Origin of the sequence: Micromonospora polyrhachis (assembly GCF_014203835.1) — a bacterium.
Classification (GTDB): Bacteria; Actinomycetota; Actinomycetes; order Mycobacteriales; family Micromonosporaceae; genus Micromonospora_H; species Micromonospora_H polyrhachis.
Genome location: NZ_JACHJW010000001.1, coordinates 909757 through 926154, shown reverse-complemented (window position 1 = coordinate 926154; position 16398 = coordinate 909757). Strand labels below are relative to the sequence as shown.

General features: G+C 69.3%; 9 protein-coding genes. 6 read left to right on the top strand and 3 right to left on the bottom strand.

The window, feature by feature from the left end; translation table 11 throughout:
* Window positions 1–2360: 2360 nt before the first annotated feature.
* A complete protein-coding gene (locus tag FHR38_RS33485; RefSeq protein ID WP_376771462.1) occupies window positions 2361–2957 on the bottom strand; it encodes a hypothetical protein in 597 nt (198 codons plus the stop codon).
* Window positions 2958–3038: 81 nt separating this feature from the next.
* Here FHR38_RS33485 and FHR38_RS33480 point away from each other — a divergent pair, with 81 nt between their 5' ends.
* From FHR38_RS33480 to FHR38_RS03630, 4 genes are read left to right on the top strand one after another with little or no spacing between them, the layout of a single operon-like run.
* Window positions 3039–11777, top strand: a complete 8739-nt coding sequence (locus FHR38_RS33480; protein ID WP_376771461.1) for a C2 family cysteine protease — start codon at window positions 3039–3041, stop codon at window positions 11775–11777.
* A 28-nt stretch (window positions 11778–11805) separates the two neighbouring features.
* Window positions 11806–12636, top strand: coding sequence for a DUF6406 domain-containing protein (locus FHR38_RS31485; RefSeq protein WP_221450232.1), 831 nt, complete (start codon window positions 11806–11808; stop codon window positions 12634–12636).
* Window positions 12636–13277 (top strand): hypothetical protein, encoded by a 642-nt coding sequence (locus FHR38_RS31480; RefSeq protein WP_221450231.1) that lies wholly within the window; start codon window positions 12636–12638, stop codon window positions 13275–13277. Before FHR38_RS31485 ends, FHR38_RS31480 begins: the two co-directional genes overlap by 1 nt.
* Window positions 13274–13942 (top strand): hypothetical protein, encoded by a 669-nt coding sequence (locus tag FHR38_RS03630; protein WP_184532737.1) that lies wholly within the window; start codon window positions 13274–13276, stop codon window positions 13940–13942. The genes FHR38_RS31480 and FHR38_RS03630 overlap by 4 nt, the downstream gene beginning before the upstream one ends.
* 59 nt (window positions 13943–14001) lie before the next feature.
* Here the strand turns inward: FHR38_RS03630 and FHR38_RS03625 are convergent, their stop codons facing one another.
* Window positions 14002–14556, bottom strand: a complete 555-nt coding sequence (locus FHR38_RS03625) for a hypothetical protein (protein WP_184532736.1) — start codon at window positions 14554–14556, stop codon at window positions 14002–14004.
* A 298-nt stretch (window positions 14557–14854) separates the two neighbouring features.
* Here FHR38_RS03625 and FHR38_RS03620 point away from each other — a divergent pair, with 298 nt between their 5' ends.
* Window positions 14855–15580 (top strand): DUF559 domain-containing protein, encoded by a 726-nt coding sequence (locus FHR38_RS03620; protein ID WP_246446283.1) that lies wholly within the window; start codon window positions 14855–14857, stop codon window positions 15578–15580.
* A 33-nt stretch (window positions 15581–15613) separates the two neighbouring features.
* Here FHR38_RS03620 and FHR38_RS03615 read toward each other — a convergent pair whose 3' ends face one another.
* Window positions 15614–15907, bottom strand: a complete 294-nt coding sequence (locus tag FHR38_RS03615) for a DivIVA domain-containing protein (protein WP_312881789.1) — start codon at window positions 15905–15907, stop codon at window positions 15614–15616.
* Window positions 15908–16126: 219 nt separating this feature from the next.
* Here FHR38_RS03615 and FHR38_RS03610 point away from each other — a divergent pair, with 219 nt between their 5' ends.
* Window positions 16127–16366, top strand: coding sequence for a winged helix-turn-helix domain-containing protein (locus FHR38_RS03610; protein ID WP_184532734.1), 240 nt, complete (start codon window positions 16127–16129; stop codon window positions 16364–16366).
* Window positions 16367–16398: the final 32 nt, after the last annotated feature.

The window sequence follows — 16398 nt, the reverse complement described above, 5'->3', positions numbered from 1 at the left end:
CGGTTGTTATCGACACGCCAAACGGGCCGTTCCAGGTGACCGTCGAGACCGTGGCGGTCCCGCCCGGCACGACGGTAGCTCCGGTCGCCACCATCCAGATGTCCGCCGACGGCGCCGTCGTACAGGTGTCCACCAGCGCCCAGCCCGACCACATCCGGCGTGCGATGGCCGCCGCGCTGGCCGAGGCGGACACCGTCGCCCGGGACCGGGCCGACGGCGTACGGACCGACGCGACGACCGCCCTCGCCGAGGGTTCCCGGCCCGAGGGCGACGGACAGCTACACCTGACCCCCCGGGACGTCGGCCGGCTGACCGAGCTACGGGTGGTCCTGGGTGACCTGCAGGCGGCCACCGGCGGCGACCCGACCACCGTCGCCCAGTTGCGGGCCGAAGCGCTGAGTCTGCTCGTCTCCACCGGGCTGCTGGAACAGAACCCCACCCACGACGTACACCAACTCGGCTCGAACGTGCCCGTCGTCGGACCGGATGCCGCCCAGGCACGGCTCGACCTGGCCCGGAGCCTGCTGGGGCCGGATGCCGCCGAGGTGCAGAACCTCATCGGGCTCGGCCGGGGCGACGCGCAGGGCCTGGTGGGTGACATCCGATCCGCCCAGGCGGAGATCCGGGCGGAGGCCCGTGCCTGGGCGCAGCAGGCCACCATGCTGCGCAACGAGGCCGACCAGGCGCTCACCGATCGCGTGGACGCGGCCCTGGACGGCGACCCCCAACATGTCTTCACCCGCCTGGTGATCGGTGGCGGATGGGCGGCGACGGCCAACTTCGTGACCCTGGGGGCACCGGCCGACACCGGGCACGGTCTACCGCCGGTGCTCTGCCTGTCGCAGGGGGCCGACCCGTGGGCGGATCGGCAGGACCTGCTGATGGGTCAGGTGCCGTCCGAGCTGGAGATCCCCGGCCTGCCGTTCCAACCGGCCCACTTCGCCGACCAGGGGACGCAGTTCGCCCCGTCCAGCGACTTCGCCGCAGCGGTCGGCGCGGCCCGAGCCCTGACCGGCATGCCGACGTACCAGGGGTGGGCGACCGCCGTCACCCCGCGTCCGGCGAACGCCACCGGTTGGCCCGACGGCGCGAACTACCAGGTCACCGTGGGCGGTCGGACGTTCTTCACCGCCTCGGTGGACATCGTCAGCGGCCCCGGCCCGGCCCGGGTGCCAAGCGTCCCGTCCTCCGCCACCGGACGGTTCGTGGACCCGGCGACCGGCTACAGCGTCGACCGGTCCGGCTCGTCGCCGGTCTTCCGGGATCCGACCGGGGTGGTCGTAGACCCGAACACTCTGCCGCCCGCCGCCCGTACCGTGCTGGGCGGTCAGCCGTCCGGAAGGCCGCTGCTGACCGACACCTCCGGCCGGTTGACCAACCCGCTCGTGGTCGACCCGGTCACCGGCTATCAGGTGGATCCGGACACCGGTCGGACGTACGCCCCGGACGGCACGACGGTGGACCCGGACACCGTGCCCGACGCCGCGCGCGGCCGACTCGGGTACGCCCCGGACGGGTCGTTCACCGCGCCCCGACCGACGAATCCGACGGTCGACTTCGGCGGACAGAACCTGGCCGACGCCTACCGGGCCGGCGACCGGGTGCTGGTCTTCGGGGCCGGTGCCTCCGGCGCCTGGGACATCGAGCAGGCGGCGGCGTCCCCGGCGAGCCAGATCGACTGGTCCGCTCGGACCATGCCGCTGCCGGACAGTCAACGGACCGGCGATCCGGCGCTGGATGCCGAGGCGCAGCTGCGCTACAGCTTCGAGGGCGGATACAACCGACGTAACACCCTGCCCGGGGTCGGGGCCTACTCCGACGCCGCACAGGTCCGGGTCAACGACATGTCGCTGCGGGAGGTAGTCAGCGTCCGGCACACCGTCGACGGGGACTTCCTGGTGGAGTTCACCGACGGCAGCCAACAGACGTACGACCGGGTCGTGTTCTCCATCGGCCAGGACGCCCAGATGGCGGGCGGCGTCGCCGACCTCGTCGCTTCGCTGTCGCTGAATCCGCTGACCGGCCCGGCGACCACACCCGGCGGGGAGCCGGACGTGCTGGGCCTCCAGGACAGCTCCGGCGGGTTGCGGGTGCTCGGTGCGGCGGCGGTCAACCCGGCGGTCACCGGCCGCGTGCCGGTCGAGGACCGGGACATCCTCCGGAACAGCCTGGCGGCCCAGGCGACCGCCTTGCCGATCGATTCGTACAACATCCCGCCGAGTATCCGGTTCCACGCCCAGCGGATCGCCGAGGCCAACCGGACGGTGCCGCCCTTCGCTGATGACAGCGGTACGGGACCCGGCCCCCGGCCCGGGCCGGCTGGCCGGCCCGGTGCGCTGCCGTCCCGCACACCCGACGTCTCAGACGTGGGTGAAGTCGACGAAGTCCGTCCAGGCCAGACGCGCGTCCAGCCAGGGGAAGGGACCGTACCGCTCGTCGAGTCGGACACCCAGCTCGGGCAGGTGGACGTCGACGGGTCCCTGCCCGGAGACAGCATCCCAACCCTCCCCGTGGGGAACCAGGTCGACGGCGTTCCCACCGAAACGCAGGTACCGCAGGTTGGGCAGGACCTGGCTGGCGGCAGCCGCCAGGGCCTCGGCCCCGTCGATGCCGATGCCACAGCCCTCCAATCCCAGCCAGCGGACCTTTCCCAGGTGGGGCGAGGTGACCAGGGCACGGACACCGGCGTCACCGATGGGGTTGTCACTCAGATCGAGACTGGACAGCCGGGCCAGCAGCCCACTGGCGGCGATCGCGGCGACCAGACCGGGGTCGACACCGGTCAGGACGGCGTGTCGGACCGGGACCCGTCGGTAGATCTCGGCCCCGTCGGCCAGGAAGTCGGCCCCGGGCAACACGATCAACTCGGCGAAGCCGCGCCGCAGCCCGGTGCGGGTGACCAGACCGGCGACGGGCTCACTGAGACGGCCCCGCAGCCTGGCGTACAGGGCACGCATCCGGCTTCCCTCGCTCGCGGGCAGGTCGCCACCGGCGACGCGCAGTCGGTCGTACTCGATCTGCAGACGGATCAGGTCGGCATGCTCGGCATCCAGTCCCCGGATGCTGTCGGCGTAACGCAGCCGCAGGGCGATGTCGTCGGGATCGGCCAGGATGGCGGCGTAGATGTCGTCGATCGTGGTCATGACGGCAGCGTATCGACGCAGGAACGGATCACCGCCAGCGCGATTCCCAACACCGCCTTCCATGGCGAGGGTCGGCCCCAGGCCGAGCCGCAGGCGGTCCTGGACCAGGCCCGGCTGGCCATCCGTAACGTGGCGGCGCACGCCGGGGTCCGCAGCGTGGCGGCGCTGCCCGACGGGTCGTACCTGGTGACCCGCTCCGACGGCAGCCAGTTCACCCTGGAGCTGACCACCGGCCCGGTCGCCGATCGTGCGGTCGCGACGAGCGGGTTCCGACCGGATGGTACGGCGGTGGTCACCGTCTCCGACCGGGCGGCCGATTCGGTGATCGAGCGCGGCCTGGCCCACGAGGTCGCCGAGCTGGCCAGCCTGGACCAGGCGGCTGACCCCACCGCGACGGTCGTCGAGCCGCTGAACCCCGCCGACGTCGCCGAGTTGGTGACCATGGGGCACCAGGTGGCGACCGCCGACCGGTGGTCGGCTGCGGCGGCTCGACGGGAGCTGGCAGTGGTGATCGACCGGCTGGGGCTGCGCGAAGGGATGCTCGGTGCGGATCAGCGCATCGCCGCCCTGCCGCCCCAGGCGCGGGCGATCGTCACCGAGCAGTACGGTGGCCGGGCGGCCAACGCCGCCGACCGCTCCCAGCTCCGTGCCGACCGGCGGAACGCCGACCCGGCGTCCAACTCCACGGATCCCCGACCGACCGGGCTGCCCCGACTGCGCACGTACACCGCCGCGCACCTGCTGGCGACGGCCCTCACCGGCGCAGCTGCCGCGACGGCTGCCCTGTACGCCACGAACAACCCGATGGCCGCACTCATCAGTGGAGCGGGTGCGGCGGCAGCCGCCCTGGCAACCGGGCCGATCAAGTGGGCGGCCAAGCGTGCCGGACTCGCGGCCGAGGATCGCCGAGCCAGGTACGACGCCCGCCAGAGCGCCCGCGCCGCTGCCGAAACCGACGTCACCACCGGTACGACGCTCGCCGACGGCACCGCCGGGGTCACCGACGTGGCCGGACAGCTCGACCAGACGGTTTCCGGGCTCGACCAGCAGGTGTCGGCGCTGCAGCAGCGGTTGAGCAGCAACGAGCAGCGGCAACGCCTGATGGGACGGCCTCGCCGGTTCCCGTCCACCAACACCGGTCCGACCTCGACCGGTTCCGGTCCGGTGTCCGGTGGCGGAACCAACCCGACGTCGGGTGGTACCGGAACCCCGGGTACCCAGCCCGCTCCCGCTACCGGGTTGACCCCGCACGAGCGGGGCCGGATCGCCGAGCTGCGCAGCCTCGCCGCCCAGTACGACGCGGCCTCCCGCTGGTCTCGTCCCGCCGTGGGGCGCGAGATCAAGGCGTTGTTGGACAGCCTCGGGTTGCGCCAGAGGAATCCTGGCGCAGAGCAACGCCGTGCGTTGCTGCCCGACGATGTCGCGCCGCTCATCCAGCGGTTCGGCGAGTCGGTCAGCCACACGATCCGGGAACGGTTGCGCGTGGTCACCGACCGGCTTCCGGCCGAGGGGCAGCGCCCGGCGAAGGTCGCGCCCTGGTGGATGTCGATAGTGGAGAACCTGCCCAGCATGGCGACCGCCGGTACGATCGCCACGGTTGCCGGTGTGATCGTCGGCGACATGAAACTCGGGCTCGCCGGTATCGCGGGTGCCCTCGCCGCCGCTGCCGCGTCCACGGTCAACGACCCGATCATCGCCCGGCAGGAAGCTGCCGCCAAGGACACCCGGGAGGCGTGGGACAACGACCATCCAGCCATGCCGGCCGACGCCCTTCTCGGTCAGGCGGCGGATGCCATCGCGGCACCGATCGCCGAGGTGACGGCGCGGGCCGAGAATGCGGTCGACCGCGCGTCGGAGCTGGAACAGCGGGTCGGTGACCTGGAGCAGCGGCTGGCGGACGCGCAACGTCGGCAGGGCCTGATGGAGGGGGCCCGGCGGCTGCTGTTCGGTGACCCCGCCACCCCCGGCGCAACGACCGCCAACACGGGCCCGACCGCCAACACCGGTCCGACCGCCAACACGGGCCCGACCGCCAACACCGGTCCGACCGCCAACACCGGTCCGACTGCCAACACCGGGAGCGGGCAGCCGAGTTCCAATGTCGCCCCGACCGTATCCAGCGGAAACGTGACCCCGGTCCAGCCGGGTACCGCTCCATCGGTCAACACGACGGAGACGGCAGCCCTGGACCAACTCGCGGCACTCGCCGCGCAGCACTCGGCCGCGCGACCGCTGGCCCGCCCGGCGATCACCCGGCAGATCCGGGCGCTGGTGGACCAGTTGGGTATGCGTACCGACACGCCGGGCTACGAGCAGCGTCGCGCGTTGCTCCCCGCCGAACTTGCCCCGGTGGTGGATCGGTTCGGCAAACCAGGTCTCTTCGACGTCCGTACCCGCTTCGGGCCCCGACCGCCGGTCGGTGCCGCCGATGGCACCACCCGGCCGAGCAACGTGCCGCACTGGGGGGTGTTCGCGGTCGAGCAGACCGCCGGACCGGTCGCGCAGGCCGGTGTGACCGTCGGTATGGCGGCCTCCCTCCAGGCGCTGGCCTCGGCGATCGCCGGTCCGGTCAACATGCTCGCCGGAGGGCTCGTCTCGCCACTGCGCGACATGTTGCTCAAGCGGGTCGAGGCGAGGGTCAAGGACGCCCGCCGGGAGTGGGACCTTGCCCGGCCATCACCGGAGAGCACGGCCCGGGTGGACCGGTTGGCCGGACCGGCGGTCACCGCCGTCACCGAAGCTACGAGCCGGGTCGACCAGGTGGCTGGGCAACTGGCGGACATCACGGCAACCGTGGACGCCATGACCGACCAGGCCGGCGGCCCGAATGGGCAGACGACACCGAGCGGTCCGGCTACGCCGAGCGGTCCGAATGCTGACCCCAACGCACCGACACCGCTGACCCGGGCCGACTCCTGGGAGTTGCAGACCGCCGCCCACCATGTGCGTACGGCCAACAAGTGGGCAGCCAAGCCGGCCCTGCGTGAACTCTGGACGATCATCGACCGGCTGGGCCTGCGCGACGGCATGCTCGGCGCAGCTGACCGGGTGACCCAGCTATCGCCCGAGGCACAGCAGGTGGTCGCCGAGTTCGGCGGGGACCGCTCCGGCCGTCCACAGCAGCTCAAGACGGTGCAGGCGGACCGGCGGGCTGCCACCGACCCACGCCCGACCGGCCTTCCGCCACTACGGACGTACCTGGTCTCCAGCTTCGCGACAACAATGTCGGCGGCGGCGGCCACGACCGCAGTGGCTGCCCTGCTGTCCAGCCCACTGGCTCCGGTGATCCCGATTGCCGCCCTGGCGGCGGCACCGGTCATCGGCATCGCCAAGTGGCATGCGAAGCGGATGAGCCTCGCCGTGGACGACCGGCGGTCGCGCTTCGACACTCGTAGTGACGCCCGAGATGCCGCCAACCGGGTGGACCAGGTCGTCGACCGGTTGACCCAGCCGGTGGCGGAACTCGAACAGGCGGTAGACCGGCTCAACACCGAACTCACCTCGGCAGAGCAGGCCACCACGGCGTTGGGCGACCGGCTTGCCGAAAGCCACCGCCGGACCGGCCTGTTGTCCCGGTTGTTCGGTACGCAGAACAACCAATCGCCCTCCAACAACCAACCCTCGCCGGGTGACCCCGGCAATCCGACGAGCCCAGGTCCGAACAACCCAGGTCCGAACAACCCAGATCCGGGCGGTGGAGGTGGTCGGATTACGGCTGCTGCGGTGCCGGGTTCGTCGTTCCATGGGTTGGGTCGTGGTGTGGCGGATCCGGCTGGGGTGTGGGCTGCGGCTCAGGCGGCGGTGTCGTCGGTGGCGTCTGCGGCTGGTGTTGCTGGGATTGTTCAGGTCGGGCATGGTCAGTATGAGGTTCGGCTGGTGTCTGGGCCGCCGTTGCGGGTGTGGTTGACGGTTGGTCCGTTGGATGGTGGCGTGGTGGCGCAGACCGTTCGGAATGTGGACGGTAGTTTTACTGTCACGGTTTCGGATCGGGCTGTTGATGGTGTGGTGGCTCGTGCGTTGGCGCATGAGGTTGCGGAGTTGTCTGCCCTCCAGACGATGGGGACTTTGGATTCTGTTCCGCTTGATCCGGGTAATGTCACTGGTTTGATTGATCCGGCTGGGTTGAGTGCGCATGATCATGGTCGGATGGCGGAGATTCGGATTCTCGCGCAGCAGTATGCTGGGGCTGATTCAGCGCAGCGGTTGGCGATTCGTTCGGAGATTGCCGCGCTGGTGGACCATCTGGGGTTGCGTCCAGAGGTGCCGAATGCGGCGTCGCGTTGGTCGTTGTTGCCGGCGGATGTGTTTGTCAGTTTGATGCAGTTGACGGTGTCTGATGTGACGTCTGCGCGAGTTGCTGAGGTGCTTAAGGGTGCGCCGGATCTGACTGAGTCGCAGCGTTGTCAGTTCTATGATTATTGGCATAGGGCGTCGGATTCGGGCACGGTGCTGTCCGATGTCGAGTTGGCTACTCGGTTGCATGAGTTGGCGGTTTCTGCGGAGACTTCCCAGGGTGGTTTGCCGAGGTTGCCTTCGTCTGCTGGGCAGATTGTTGGGTTGCCGGCGCATTTGTTGGATCAGGTGCGGGTGGTGGATCCGGTGTTGGCGGATCGGCTTGCTCGGGAGGGTGTGTACGTTGATCTGAAGGGCCGGTTCGACCTGCGGCCGTACGCGCCAGCCGGCTCACCCGAAGTGAACGTGGACGGCAGTCGGCCGGAGTTCGACCTGAATACCGCGGCTGGGCGGCAGGCGTTGCTTTGGGAGGATCGGGTCCGGGCTCGTTCGGCGGTGCGGGTCGAGGCGGCGGGCGATCCGGCGAAGTTGGCGTTGTTGTCCACCCACGATTTCCACTACGTGGGTGACTCGCGGGTGATGATGATGGTCCCGGACGCGCTGACCGCGGCGCTGCGCAACATGTCTCCGTACACCGAGGCCGCCGTGTTGCACGAGGGCGGCGCGACCGGGGTGCAACCGGGTGGGATCACCGCCGTAGCCGACCGGGTGACGCTGCCCGAGGCGAAGCCGAACGCGACGGCGGTGCAGTACGGCAACCCGGTCGACGTCAAGAGCAGCCAGCCGGTGCCGTTGTGGAACGGAACACCGGTCCGGGAGCAGGTGCAGCAGGGCGGCCTCGGCGACTGCGGTCATGTGGCTACGTTCGGTGCGGTGGTCGGACACAATCCGGCCATCATCAACCAGATGTTCCAGCCGAACCCGGACGGCACCGTGGACGTGTTCCTGCACGAGAGCACCGCACCCAGCAGCAACACGGTCCCGACCGGCCGCCGGCTGCGCATCACCGTGACTCCGGACGTGCCGGTGTACGCCAAGATGCCGGGATACGCGGCGTTCGCGGACCAGTCCAACGTCGGTGCCGCCTGGGCGTCGCTGCTGGAGAAGGCCCTGGCGGCCGTCGACCGGACCTGGACCGCACAACGACACGAAGCCTGGCAGGCGAGGTGGCGGGTCACGGATCCCAATGCCAGTTTCGCCGCTCCGCTCGGCTACGCCCGGCTCAACACCGGGAGCGATGCCACGCTGCGGGCCGAACTGCTTACCCAGTTGACCGGCGAACCGGCCCGGACGTCGACGCTGGACCCGACCCCCGGCCAGGAACACGTCGTCGAGGCCCAGTTGGCCGGGCTGCTCGCCGCTGGTAGTCCGGTGGTGCTGGGCAGCCGAGGTCCGACCGGGAACGCGGCCCTGCCGCACGGACTGATCGCGCACCACGCGTACGACGTGGTCAGCGTCGCCAACGGGCAGGTGCAGCTGCGCAACCCGTGGAACGACAAGCATCCGGCACAGATGTCGATCCGGGACTTCCTCGACCTGATGAAGCCGGAGTACACCCACCTCGACCGTCAACCCGTCGCGCCGTCCACACCGGTCGTCGCCGAGCAGGACAACTCGGCGACAGTGGACCGGGTAACGGACAACGACACTTCGCCGGACGACTCAACTGGTCTGGATGGTGGTCGGATTACGGCTGCTGCGGTGCCGGGTTCGTCGTTCCATGGGTTGGGTCGTGGTGTGGCGGATCCGGCTGGGGTGTGGGCTGCGGCTCAGGCGGCGGTGTCGTCGGTGGCGTCTGCGGCTGGTGTTGCTGGGATTGTTCAGGTCGGGCATGGTCAGTATGAGGTTCGGCTGGTGTCTGGGCCGCCGTTGCGGGTGTGGTTGACGGTTGGTCCGTTGGATGGTGGCGTGGTGGCGCAGACCGTTCGGAATGTGGACGGTAGTTTTACTGTCACGGTTTCGGATCGGGCTGTTGATGGTGTGGTGGCTCGTGCGTTGGCGCATGAGGTTGCGGAGTTGTCTGCCCTCCAGACGATGGGGACTTTGGATTCTGTTCCGCTTGATCCGGGTAATGTCACTGGTTTGATTGATCCGGCTGGGTTGAGTGCGCATGATCATGGTCGGATGGCGGAGATTCGGATTCTCGCGCAGCAGTATGCTGGGGCTGATTCAGGGCAGCGGTTGGCGATTCGTTCGGAGATTGCCGCGCTGGTGGACCATCTGGGGTTGCGTCCAGAGGTGCCGAATGCGGCGTCGCGTTGGTCGTTGTTGCCGGCGGATGTGTTTGTCAGTTTGATGCAGTTGACGGTGTCTGATGTGACGTCTGCGCGAGTTGCTGAGGTGCTTAAGGGTGTGCCGGATCTGACTGAGTCGCAGCGTTGTCAGTTCTATGATTATTGGCATAGGGCGTCGAGTTCGGGCACGGTGCTGTCCGATGTCGAGTTGGCTACTCGGTTGCATGAGTTGGCGGTTTCTGCGGAGGCTTCGCAGGGTGGTTTGCCGAGGTTGCCTTCGTCTGCTGGGCAGATTGTTGGGTTGCCGGCGCATTTGTTGGATCAGGTGCGGGTGGTGGATCCGGTGTTGGCGGATCGGCTTGCTCGGGAGGGTGTGTACGTTGATCTGAAGGGCCGGTTCGACCTGCGGCCGTACGCGCCGGTTGGTTCGCCGGAGATCAAGGTCGACGGCGGGGAGGTGGCGTTCGATCTGTCGACGGAGGCGGGTCGGCAGGCGTTGCTTTGGGAGGACCGGGCGCGGGCTCGTTCGGCGGTGCGGGTCGAGACGGCGGGCGATCCGGCGAAGTTGGCGTTGTTGTCCACCCACGATTTCCACTACGTGGGTGATTCCCGGGTGATGATGATGGTGCCGGACGTGTTGACGGCGGCGCTGCGCAACATGTCTCCGTACGCCGATGGCGCGGTGTTGCAGGAGGGCGGCCCGACCGGGGTGTATCCGGGCGAGACCACTGCGGTCGCCGACCGGGTGACCCTACCCAAGGCGAAGCCGAACCGGTCGCGGATCACCTACGGCCGTCCGGTCGACTCGCAGACCGGCCAGCCGTTCCCGCTCTGGAACGGCCAACCGACCCGCGAGCAGGTGCAGCAGGGCGGGCTGGGAAACTGCGGCATCCTCGCCACCTTCGCGTCGCTCGCTGGTCACGACCCATCGGTGATCGGTCGACTCTTCCAGCCGAACGCCGACGGCACCGTCGACGTGTTCCTGCACGAGAGCACCGCACCCAGCAGCAACACGGTTCCGACCGGCCGCCGTCTACGCATCACCGTGACGCCGGACGTGCCGGTGCCTTCAAACGCGCCGGGCAACTCGGCCTACGCCAATCAGGCGGCTGTCAGTGCGGCCTGGGCGTCGCTGCTGGAGAAGGCGCTGGCCGCTGTCGACCGAACCTGGTCCGACGCGCAGCGCGACGCCTGGCAGGCCAGGTGGCGTGGCTGGAACCCCAACGACACGGATCGGGCTGCCCCGCTCGGCTACGCCCGGCTCGACGTCGGCAGCACCCCGACGATGCGGGCCGAACTGCTCACCCAGTTGACCGGAGAACCCGCTCGGATTGGAGACTTCGACCCGGCTCCGGGCCAGGAGCACGTCACCGAGGCGCTGCTGACCCAGCTGCTTGCGCTCGGCAGCCCGGTGCTCGTTGGTAGCCGAGGAACCGATGCGTACCCGGCCCATCTGCGCAACAACCTGCCGCACGACTTGGTCGCGGGCCACGCCTACGAGGTGGTCGGCGTCAGCAACGGGCAAGTGCAACTGCGCAACCCGTGGAACTCGCGGCACCCGACCCCAATGTCGGTACGCGAATTCCTCGACCTGATGTCATCGGGCTACACCCACCTCGATCGGCAGCCTGCCCCACCGGCCCCGCCAACGACGGCGAGCAGCCCGCCGGTAGCACCGGTAGTCCCGTCGATGCCCCCCGCACCGCCGGTGGCGCCCCCCGCACCGCCGCCGACCCTGCCGACCCCGCCGGTGGTGCCGCCGACCCCGCCGGCACCGCCTGCGCCGCCGCCTGGCCCAGACGTACGGTCGGCACCGCATGGCCTGGGCCGGGTCGACATCGAGGAACACGCGTACAACTTCGTCTACTACGCCCGACTGACGGCGGACGGTACGGTTGATGGCCTGATCGTGGTCGAATGGGGGCCACAGGGACAGCGGTCAGCCCAGTGGACCACCAACCAGCAGACAGGCAACGAGAGCCCGGATGCTGGCATCCCGACTGGCCCATGGCCGGTTGGGCGGGTGGAAGCGGAACGCATCGCCCGAGAGGTGCTCGGCTTCGAGTTGCCGGACGAGCCGACGCTGCACGAGATGTTGGGTGGGTGATGATCCCGTGAAGGGTGGAGGAAGAACCGTGCGATCGTTCACGAATCTCGTGGTGATCCCCAACAACGTCCCCATGGACCTCGGCCCGGCCCGGTTGGGCGTTGGTTGGGTGACCTCCGAGCGGCCGGTGACCGCCGAGATCATCGTCATGCCGACCGGCAGCCAGGACAGCCACAGCTTCCGGGTCGTGCTCGGCGAGACCTTCCCGGTCGGCGGCGAGACCTGGCGGTTCGCCGACGTCGACTTCGCCAGTGCCGACCGGTGGGAGGTCACCGTCCGCCGGGTGGACGAGGACGAGCCCCAGGACGAGCCGCGCGGCCACCTCTGGGCGCCGGCCCGGCTGAGCCCGTACGGCAACGTCGACGAACAGCGGTTGCGGATGGTCGAGGCCGAACTGGGACAGCCACTTCCGCCGAGCTACCGGAGGTGGCTGGCGGAGAACAACGGGGCTGCCCCGGCGGGAGACCATCACGTCGCCGGTCTGCCGTTCACGCTGATGCCCGAACGCCCGCTGCTCGGCGTACACCCGCAGTATCCGACCTTCGATCTGGTGGCCGCGCAGCGACAGCACCGGGACACCTGGCTGTCCCAGACGTACCTGGTGATCGCCGTACCGTCGGGCGGGTTGCTGGTCGTCAAGACGGAGCACCCGGACGGGGATTCGGTGTGGATCCTGCCGGAGGATGCGATGCGCGGCCCGCTCGGCGCGGCGGGCGCCGCAGACCGGGAGCGACGGCTGGTCTACCTGGCCGAGGACATCACCTATTTCATCGGCCGTCTGCAGCCCGTGCCAGAACTGCCCCCGGCTGAGATCAACTACCCTGATCCGGACGACCCCCACCGATGGGAACAGCCCTGATGACGACGACCCAGTCCGCGCCGCCGACGCTGTTGCTGCCGGTTGGGCAGTTCTTCGGAACGTTCCATCCGACGGCCGGGTCGGTCGACCGCTACCACCGGGTGCGCCTCGGCACCGAGGTGTGGGAGCTCGACGACGCAAGGTTCACCGTGTGGGCGTTGGCGCACGGCCAGGCCGACCAGCTCGCCGAGCAGCCCTGGACGATGGCGGCGCTGCGCGAGGCGGCAGCCACGCATCTGCCCGGCGACGATGTCGACCTGCTGCTGCGGGAGTTGTTCGCCGAAGGGCTCGCCGCCGAGGTCACCCCGGGCACGGCGGGAGCGGCGGAGTTCGCCCGCCGGCACCGGATGGGGGCCCGGATGCTCGGCCTGGGCAACAGCAGCGAGCAACCGTGGCTGTACTCGATTGGCTTTTACGATCGTCCACTGATCAGCGTGACCCGCAGCGTCTACGACCTGTGGGAGCGGTCACCGTCGGGGGAGAGCCTGTGGACGATGTGCGAATCGCTCGCCGAGGAGGAGCGCCGGGCCGGCGGCGATGACCTGGACCTGGTCGACCCGGAGCGAATGCTCGCCGGGCTCCTGACCACCCTGCACCACCTGCTGGCCACCAGCGTGGTCTACCTGGAGCCCCTGCCATGACCGAGACGACGAGGACGACCGCGATGGACACCATCTCCACCGAGCCGCTCGTCTATCCCGTGGGCCGCTACACCGGCGTCTTCCATCCGTCCGTGGGCGCTCCGGCGAAGTACCACTCGCTGAGCATCGGTCGACTCTCGGTGACCCTGGACGAGGAGCAGGCGTTCGCGGTCTGGGCGGCGGCGCACCAACCACCGGACGAACCGGACCGGGCCTGGACCCGTACGGCGGTGGCGGACGCGGCGCGTAACCTCGCCGTGGCAGACCCGGCCCCCGTCATGGCGGAGTTCTTCGAGGACGGTCTGTTGGCCGAGGTCACCCCGGGTACGCCGGACGCCGTCGACTTCGCCCGCGTCCATCGGGTGCTGCCGCTGATGCTCTCGCTCGGCAACACCCCGGAGGATCCGCTGCACTACGGCATCGGGCTGTTCGGGGTGCAACCGGTGCTCCGAGTGCCCACGCTGGTACACGAGGTGTGGCTGTGGAGCAGCGCCGGAGGCAGCCTGTGGGACGTCTGCGTGGCGCTCGCCGACGCGGGTGCGCAGGCGGGGGTCGAGGACCAGCGCGAGCACGACCCGGAGTACGTCCTCGGGATCTTCCTGACCGCGCTGCCGCTGCTGATCGGCGTCAACGCGGCCTGCCTGGACGAGGCACCGCGCGCCTGACCGAGCTTTTGACCGGGCGCGCGCCTGTCGGGTGCGCGACTGTCGGTGCGATGCGTAGGTCAGGCGAGCTGACCGGCCATCCCGGCGTACGCGTCCCGCACCACGGCCAGCCGGCTCCGCCGGAACCGGCCCGGCTCCTTCGCGTACGCCTGGCGGCCCCGCTCGCTGGTGAAGGTGGCGGCCGGTACCTCGTCGGCGTCGCCGGGGATGAACTTGAGTACCTCGTCGACTGCGGCGGTGGCCCGGTTCAGGACCGCCCTTGCCCGCCTGCGCTCCTCGCCGTCGAGCCGGGCGAAGTCCCCGGGCACCTGGGAGGCGTAGGCGTCGGCTACCCCGAGCCACTGGCCCGGGTCGATGAGCTGTGACGGCTCGTCCCCGCCGTAGCTGACCGCGTCACCGCCGAGTGGCATGCTGATCTCAGTCGGTAGGCGGAAGACGAACTCCCGGGGCTGGCCGCACCGGGCGCACTCGCCGGTGTAGCGGCTGGCCAGGTCGCCGTCCTCGAGTGCGATCACCGCGTTCTTCCGGGCGAACCGGAACTCCCCGCAGGTGCAGGGGTGCAGGTCCATGTAGAGGTGGGCTTCCATGTTCGTACGGCTGACAGGCAAGACCATGGCTATACCGTACCGATGATCGACCACCTCACCACCAGGGGTTCGGTTGTGCCATGATCGCTGACGGCTGAGCAGTACGACACGCCGACGGAGTTGCAGCTCACGCGCATTCGATCGGGCGTATCCACAGCAGTCATCGTTATCCGCAGTCCGCGGAGCAGGGCTTGCGGAGAGCAGCGCATCTTCGACACGGTCGCGGCGTGAATCCTGCACTCCGGTTGCTGATCGAACGCAATGAAGGGCTGGGGACCCGGCTACTCGCCAGTCAGGTGGTGCCCTCCTGGACACTGTCCAACTCTTGTCGGGCTGGCGAACTGTTCCGAGTACCGCCCTGAGTCACCTCACCGCGCTCGACGTCTGGGGACTGCTCCGACAGGGCGCGGGCGAGCCGGTGCACGTGTGTGCGGAAGCGGAGGTCGGAGTCCGGAGCAGGCCACAGGTCGTGGTGCACCGACTGCGTGGCTTCGGGTTGGAACCACCACACGTGATGGTGCGCGACGGTACGCCGATCACGCGGCTGGAACGTACCCTGGTCGACGGTTGGCCGCTGCTCGTGGCCGAGGACCAGCGTGCGCCGATCATCCGAGCGGTCAACGATCGGATGACCACGCCGGCGCGGATCGGTACGACCATGGCGATCGTGCCGAAGCTGAGCGGACGGGGTGAGCTACGGGTGCTACTGGACCGGCTCGCCGCTGGCTGGCGTAGCCCGCTGGAGATCTGGGGACACGACCACGTGTTCAACGGGTCGGGGATGCCAACGTTCCAACGGCAGGTACGTGTCCAGGTGGATCGGCGCACCATGTATCTGGACGTGTACGCCGAAGCGGAACGGGTCAACTTCGAACTCGACGGAGCCACCACCCACGAGGATCCGCGCCAGCGCGAGATCGATCTACGGCGGGACGCGCTGCTGGCCACCCTCGGCATGCTGGCGTTGCGGTTCACGCACCGCCGACTGGTGCACGAGCCGGATGAGGTACGCCGTGAGGTCCTTGCCATTCTGGCCAGCCGGGCGAAGTAGAGCAGCGGTGCTCGACTGGGCGGGCCGCCACGATTACCAGTGACCGTCGTTGGGGCGACGGTCCGGGGCTGGCTGACAGTGCCGGTCATGCATTGCCTGCCAGTCGTGCAACGCTCGCTTGAGCCGGTTGTTGTCTCGCAGAGCCAACGCCAGCTCCCGATGCAGGCAATCCAGCTCGTCGGCGAGGCGGCACTGGAAGGCGCGTACCTGTTCCGCGTCCACACCACGTCGTCGGGGCGCGAACTCCTGGGAGCGCACCTCGTGCGGGGTCAGCCGGTCCGGCTGGCCAGACCCGTAGGGCTGGCCGCTGCGATACACCTGAGCCACCTCGGTCCTTTCCGGAACTCTTCGGGGCAGGGGTTCTCGACTGCTCTTGGAAGGTGGGCCGCCCACCTTGCCGAGGGGAGGGCGGCCCACCCGCGCCGCCGTCGCAGCCCAGGATCAGCGGCACGGCAGCGGGGTGGCTCGGGAGTCATCTCAGTCAAACACAGAGTTGTTGGAAGATGTCCTTGCGTGATCGAATTGGCGTGCCACGCAGGGGGAGTCATGCCGATCACCGCTGATTACACTCGGATCGCTGACGAGATCACGGCCGAGGTCAGGGCCGGGAAGCTCAAGCCAGGAGACAAACTGCCCTCGATTACGCAGCTCGCCGCGAAGCACAACGTGAGCCCGTCGACCGTGAAGCAGGTATACGTGCGGTTGGAGGTGCTACGGGTCATCTGGCGGCACCAGGGCAAGGGCGCCTTCGTGAACGATCCTGAACTCTGGATGCGCGAGCCCTGACCTGCCCGTGGCTGGATTATTGCCTCTGGTCG

Excerpts from the sequence above, each read along its gene's own strand:
- FHR38_RS03610 (WP_184532734.1), top strand. The coding sequence starts at position 16,127 with ATGCCGATCACCGCTGATTACACTCGGATCGCTGACGAGATCACGGCC.
- FHR38_RS33480 (WP_376771461.1), top strand. The coding sequence starts at position 3,039 with ATGCTCGGCATCCAGTCCCCGGATGCTGTCGGCGTAACGCAGCCGCAG.
- FHR38_RS03625 (WP_184532736.1), bottom strand. The coding sequence starts at position 14,556 with ATGGTCTTGCCTGTCAGCCGTACGAACATGGAAGCCCACCTCTACATG.
- FHR38_RS33485 (WP_376771462.1), bottom strand. The coding sequence starts at position 2,957 with ATGCGTGCCCTGTACGCCAGGCTGCGGGGCCGTCTCAGTGAGCCCGTC.
- FHR38_RS03630 (WP_184532737.1), top strand. The coding sequence starts at position 13,274 with ATGACCGAGACGACGAGGACGACCGCGATGGACACCATCTCCACCGAG.
- FHR38_RS31480 (WP_221450231.1), top strand. The coding sequence starts at position 12,636 with ATGACGACGACCCAGTCCGCGCCGCCGACGCTGTTGCTGCCGGTTGGG.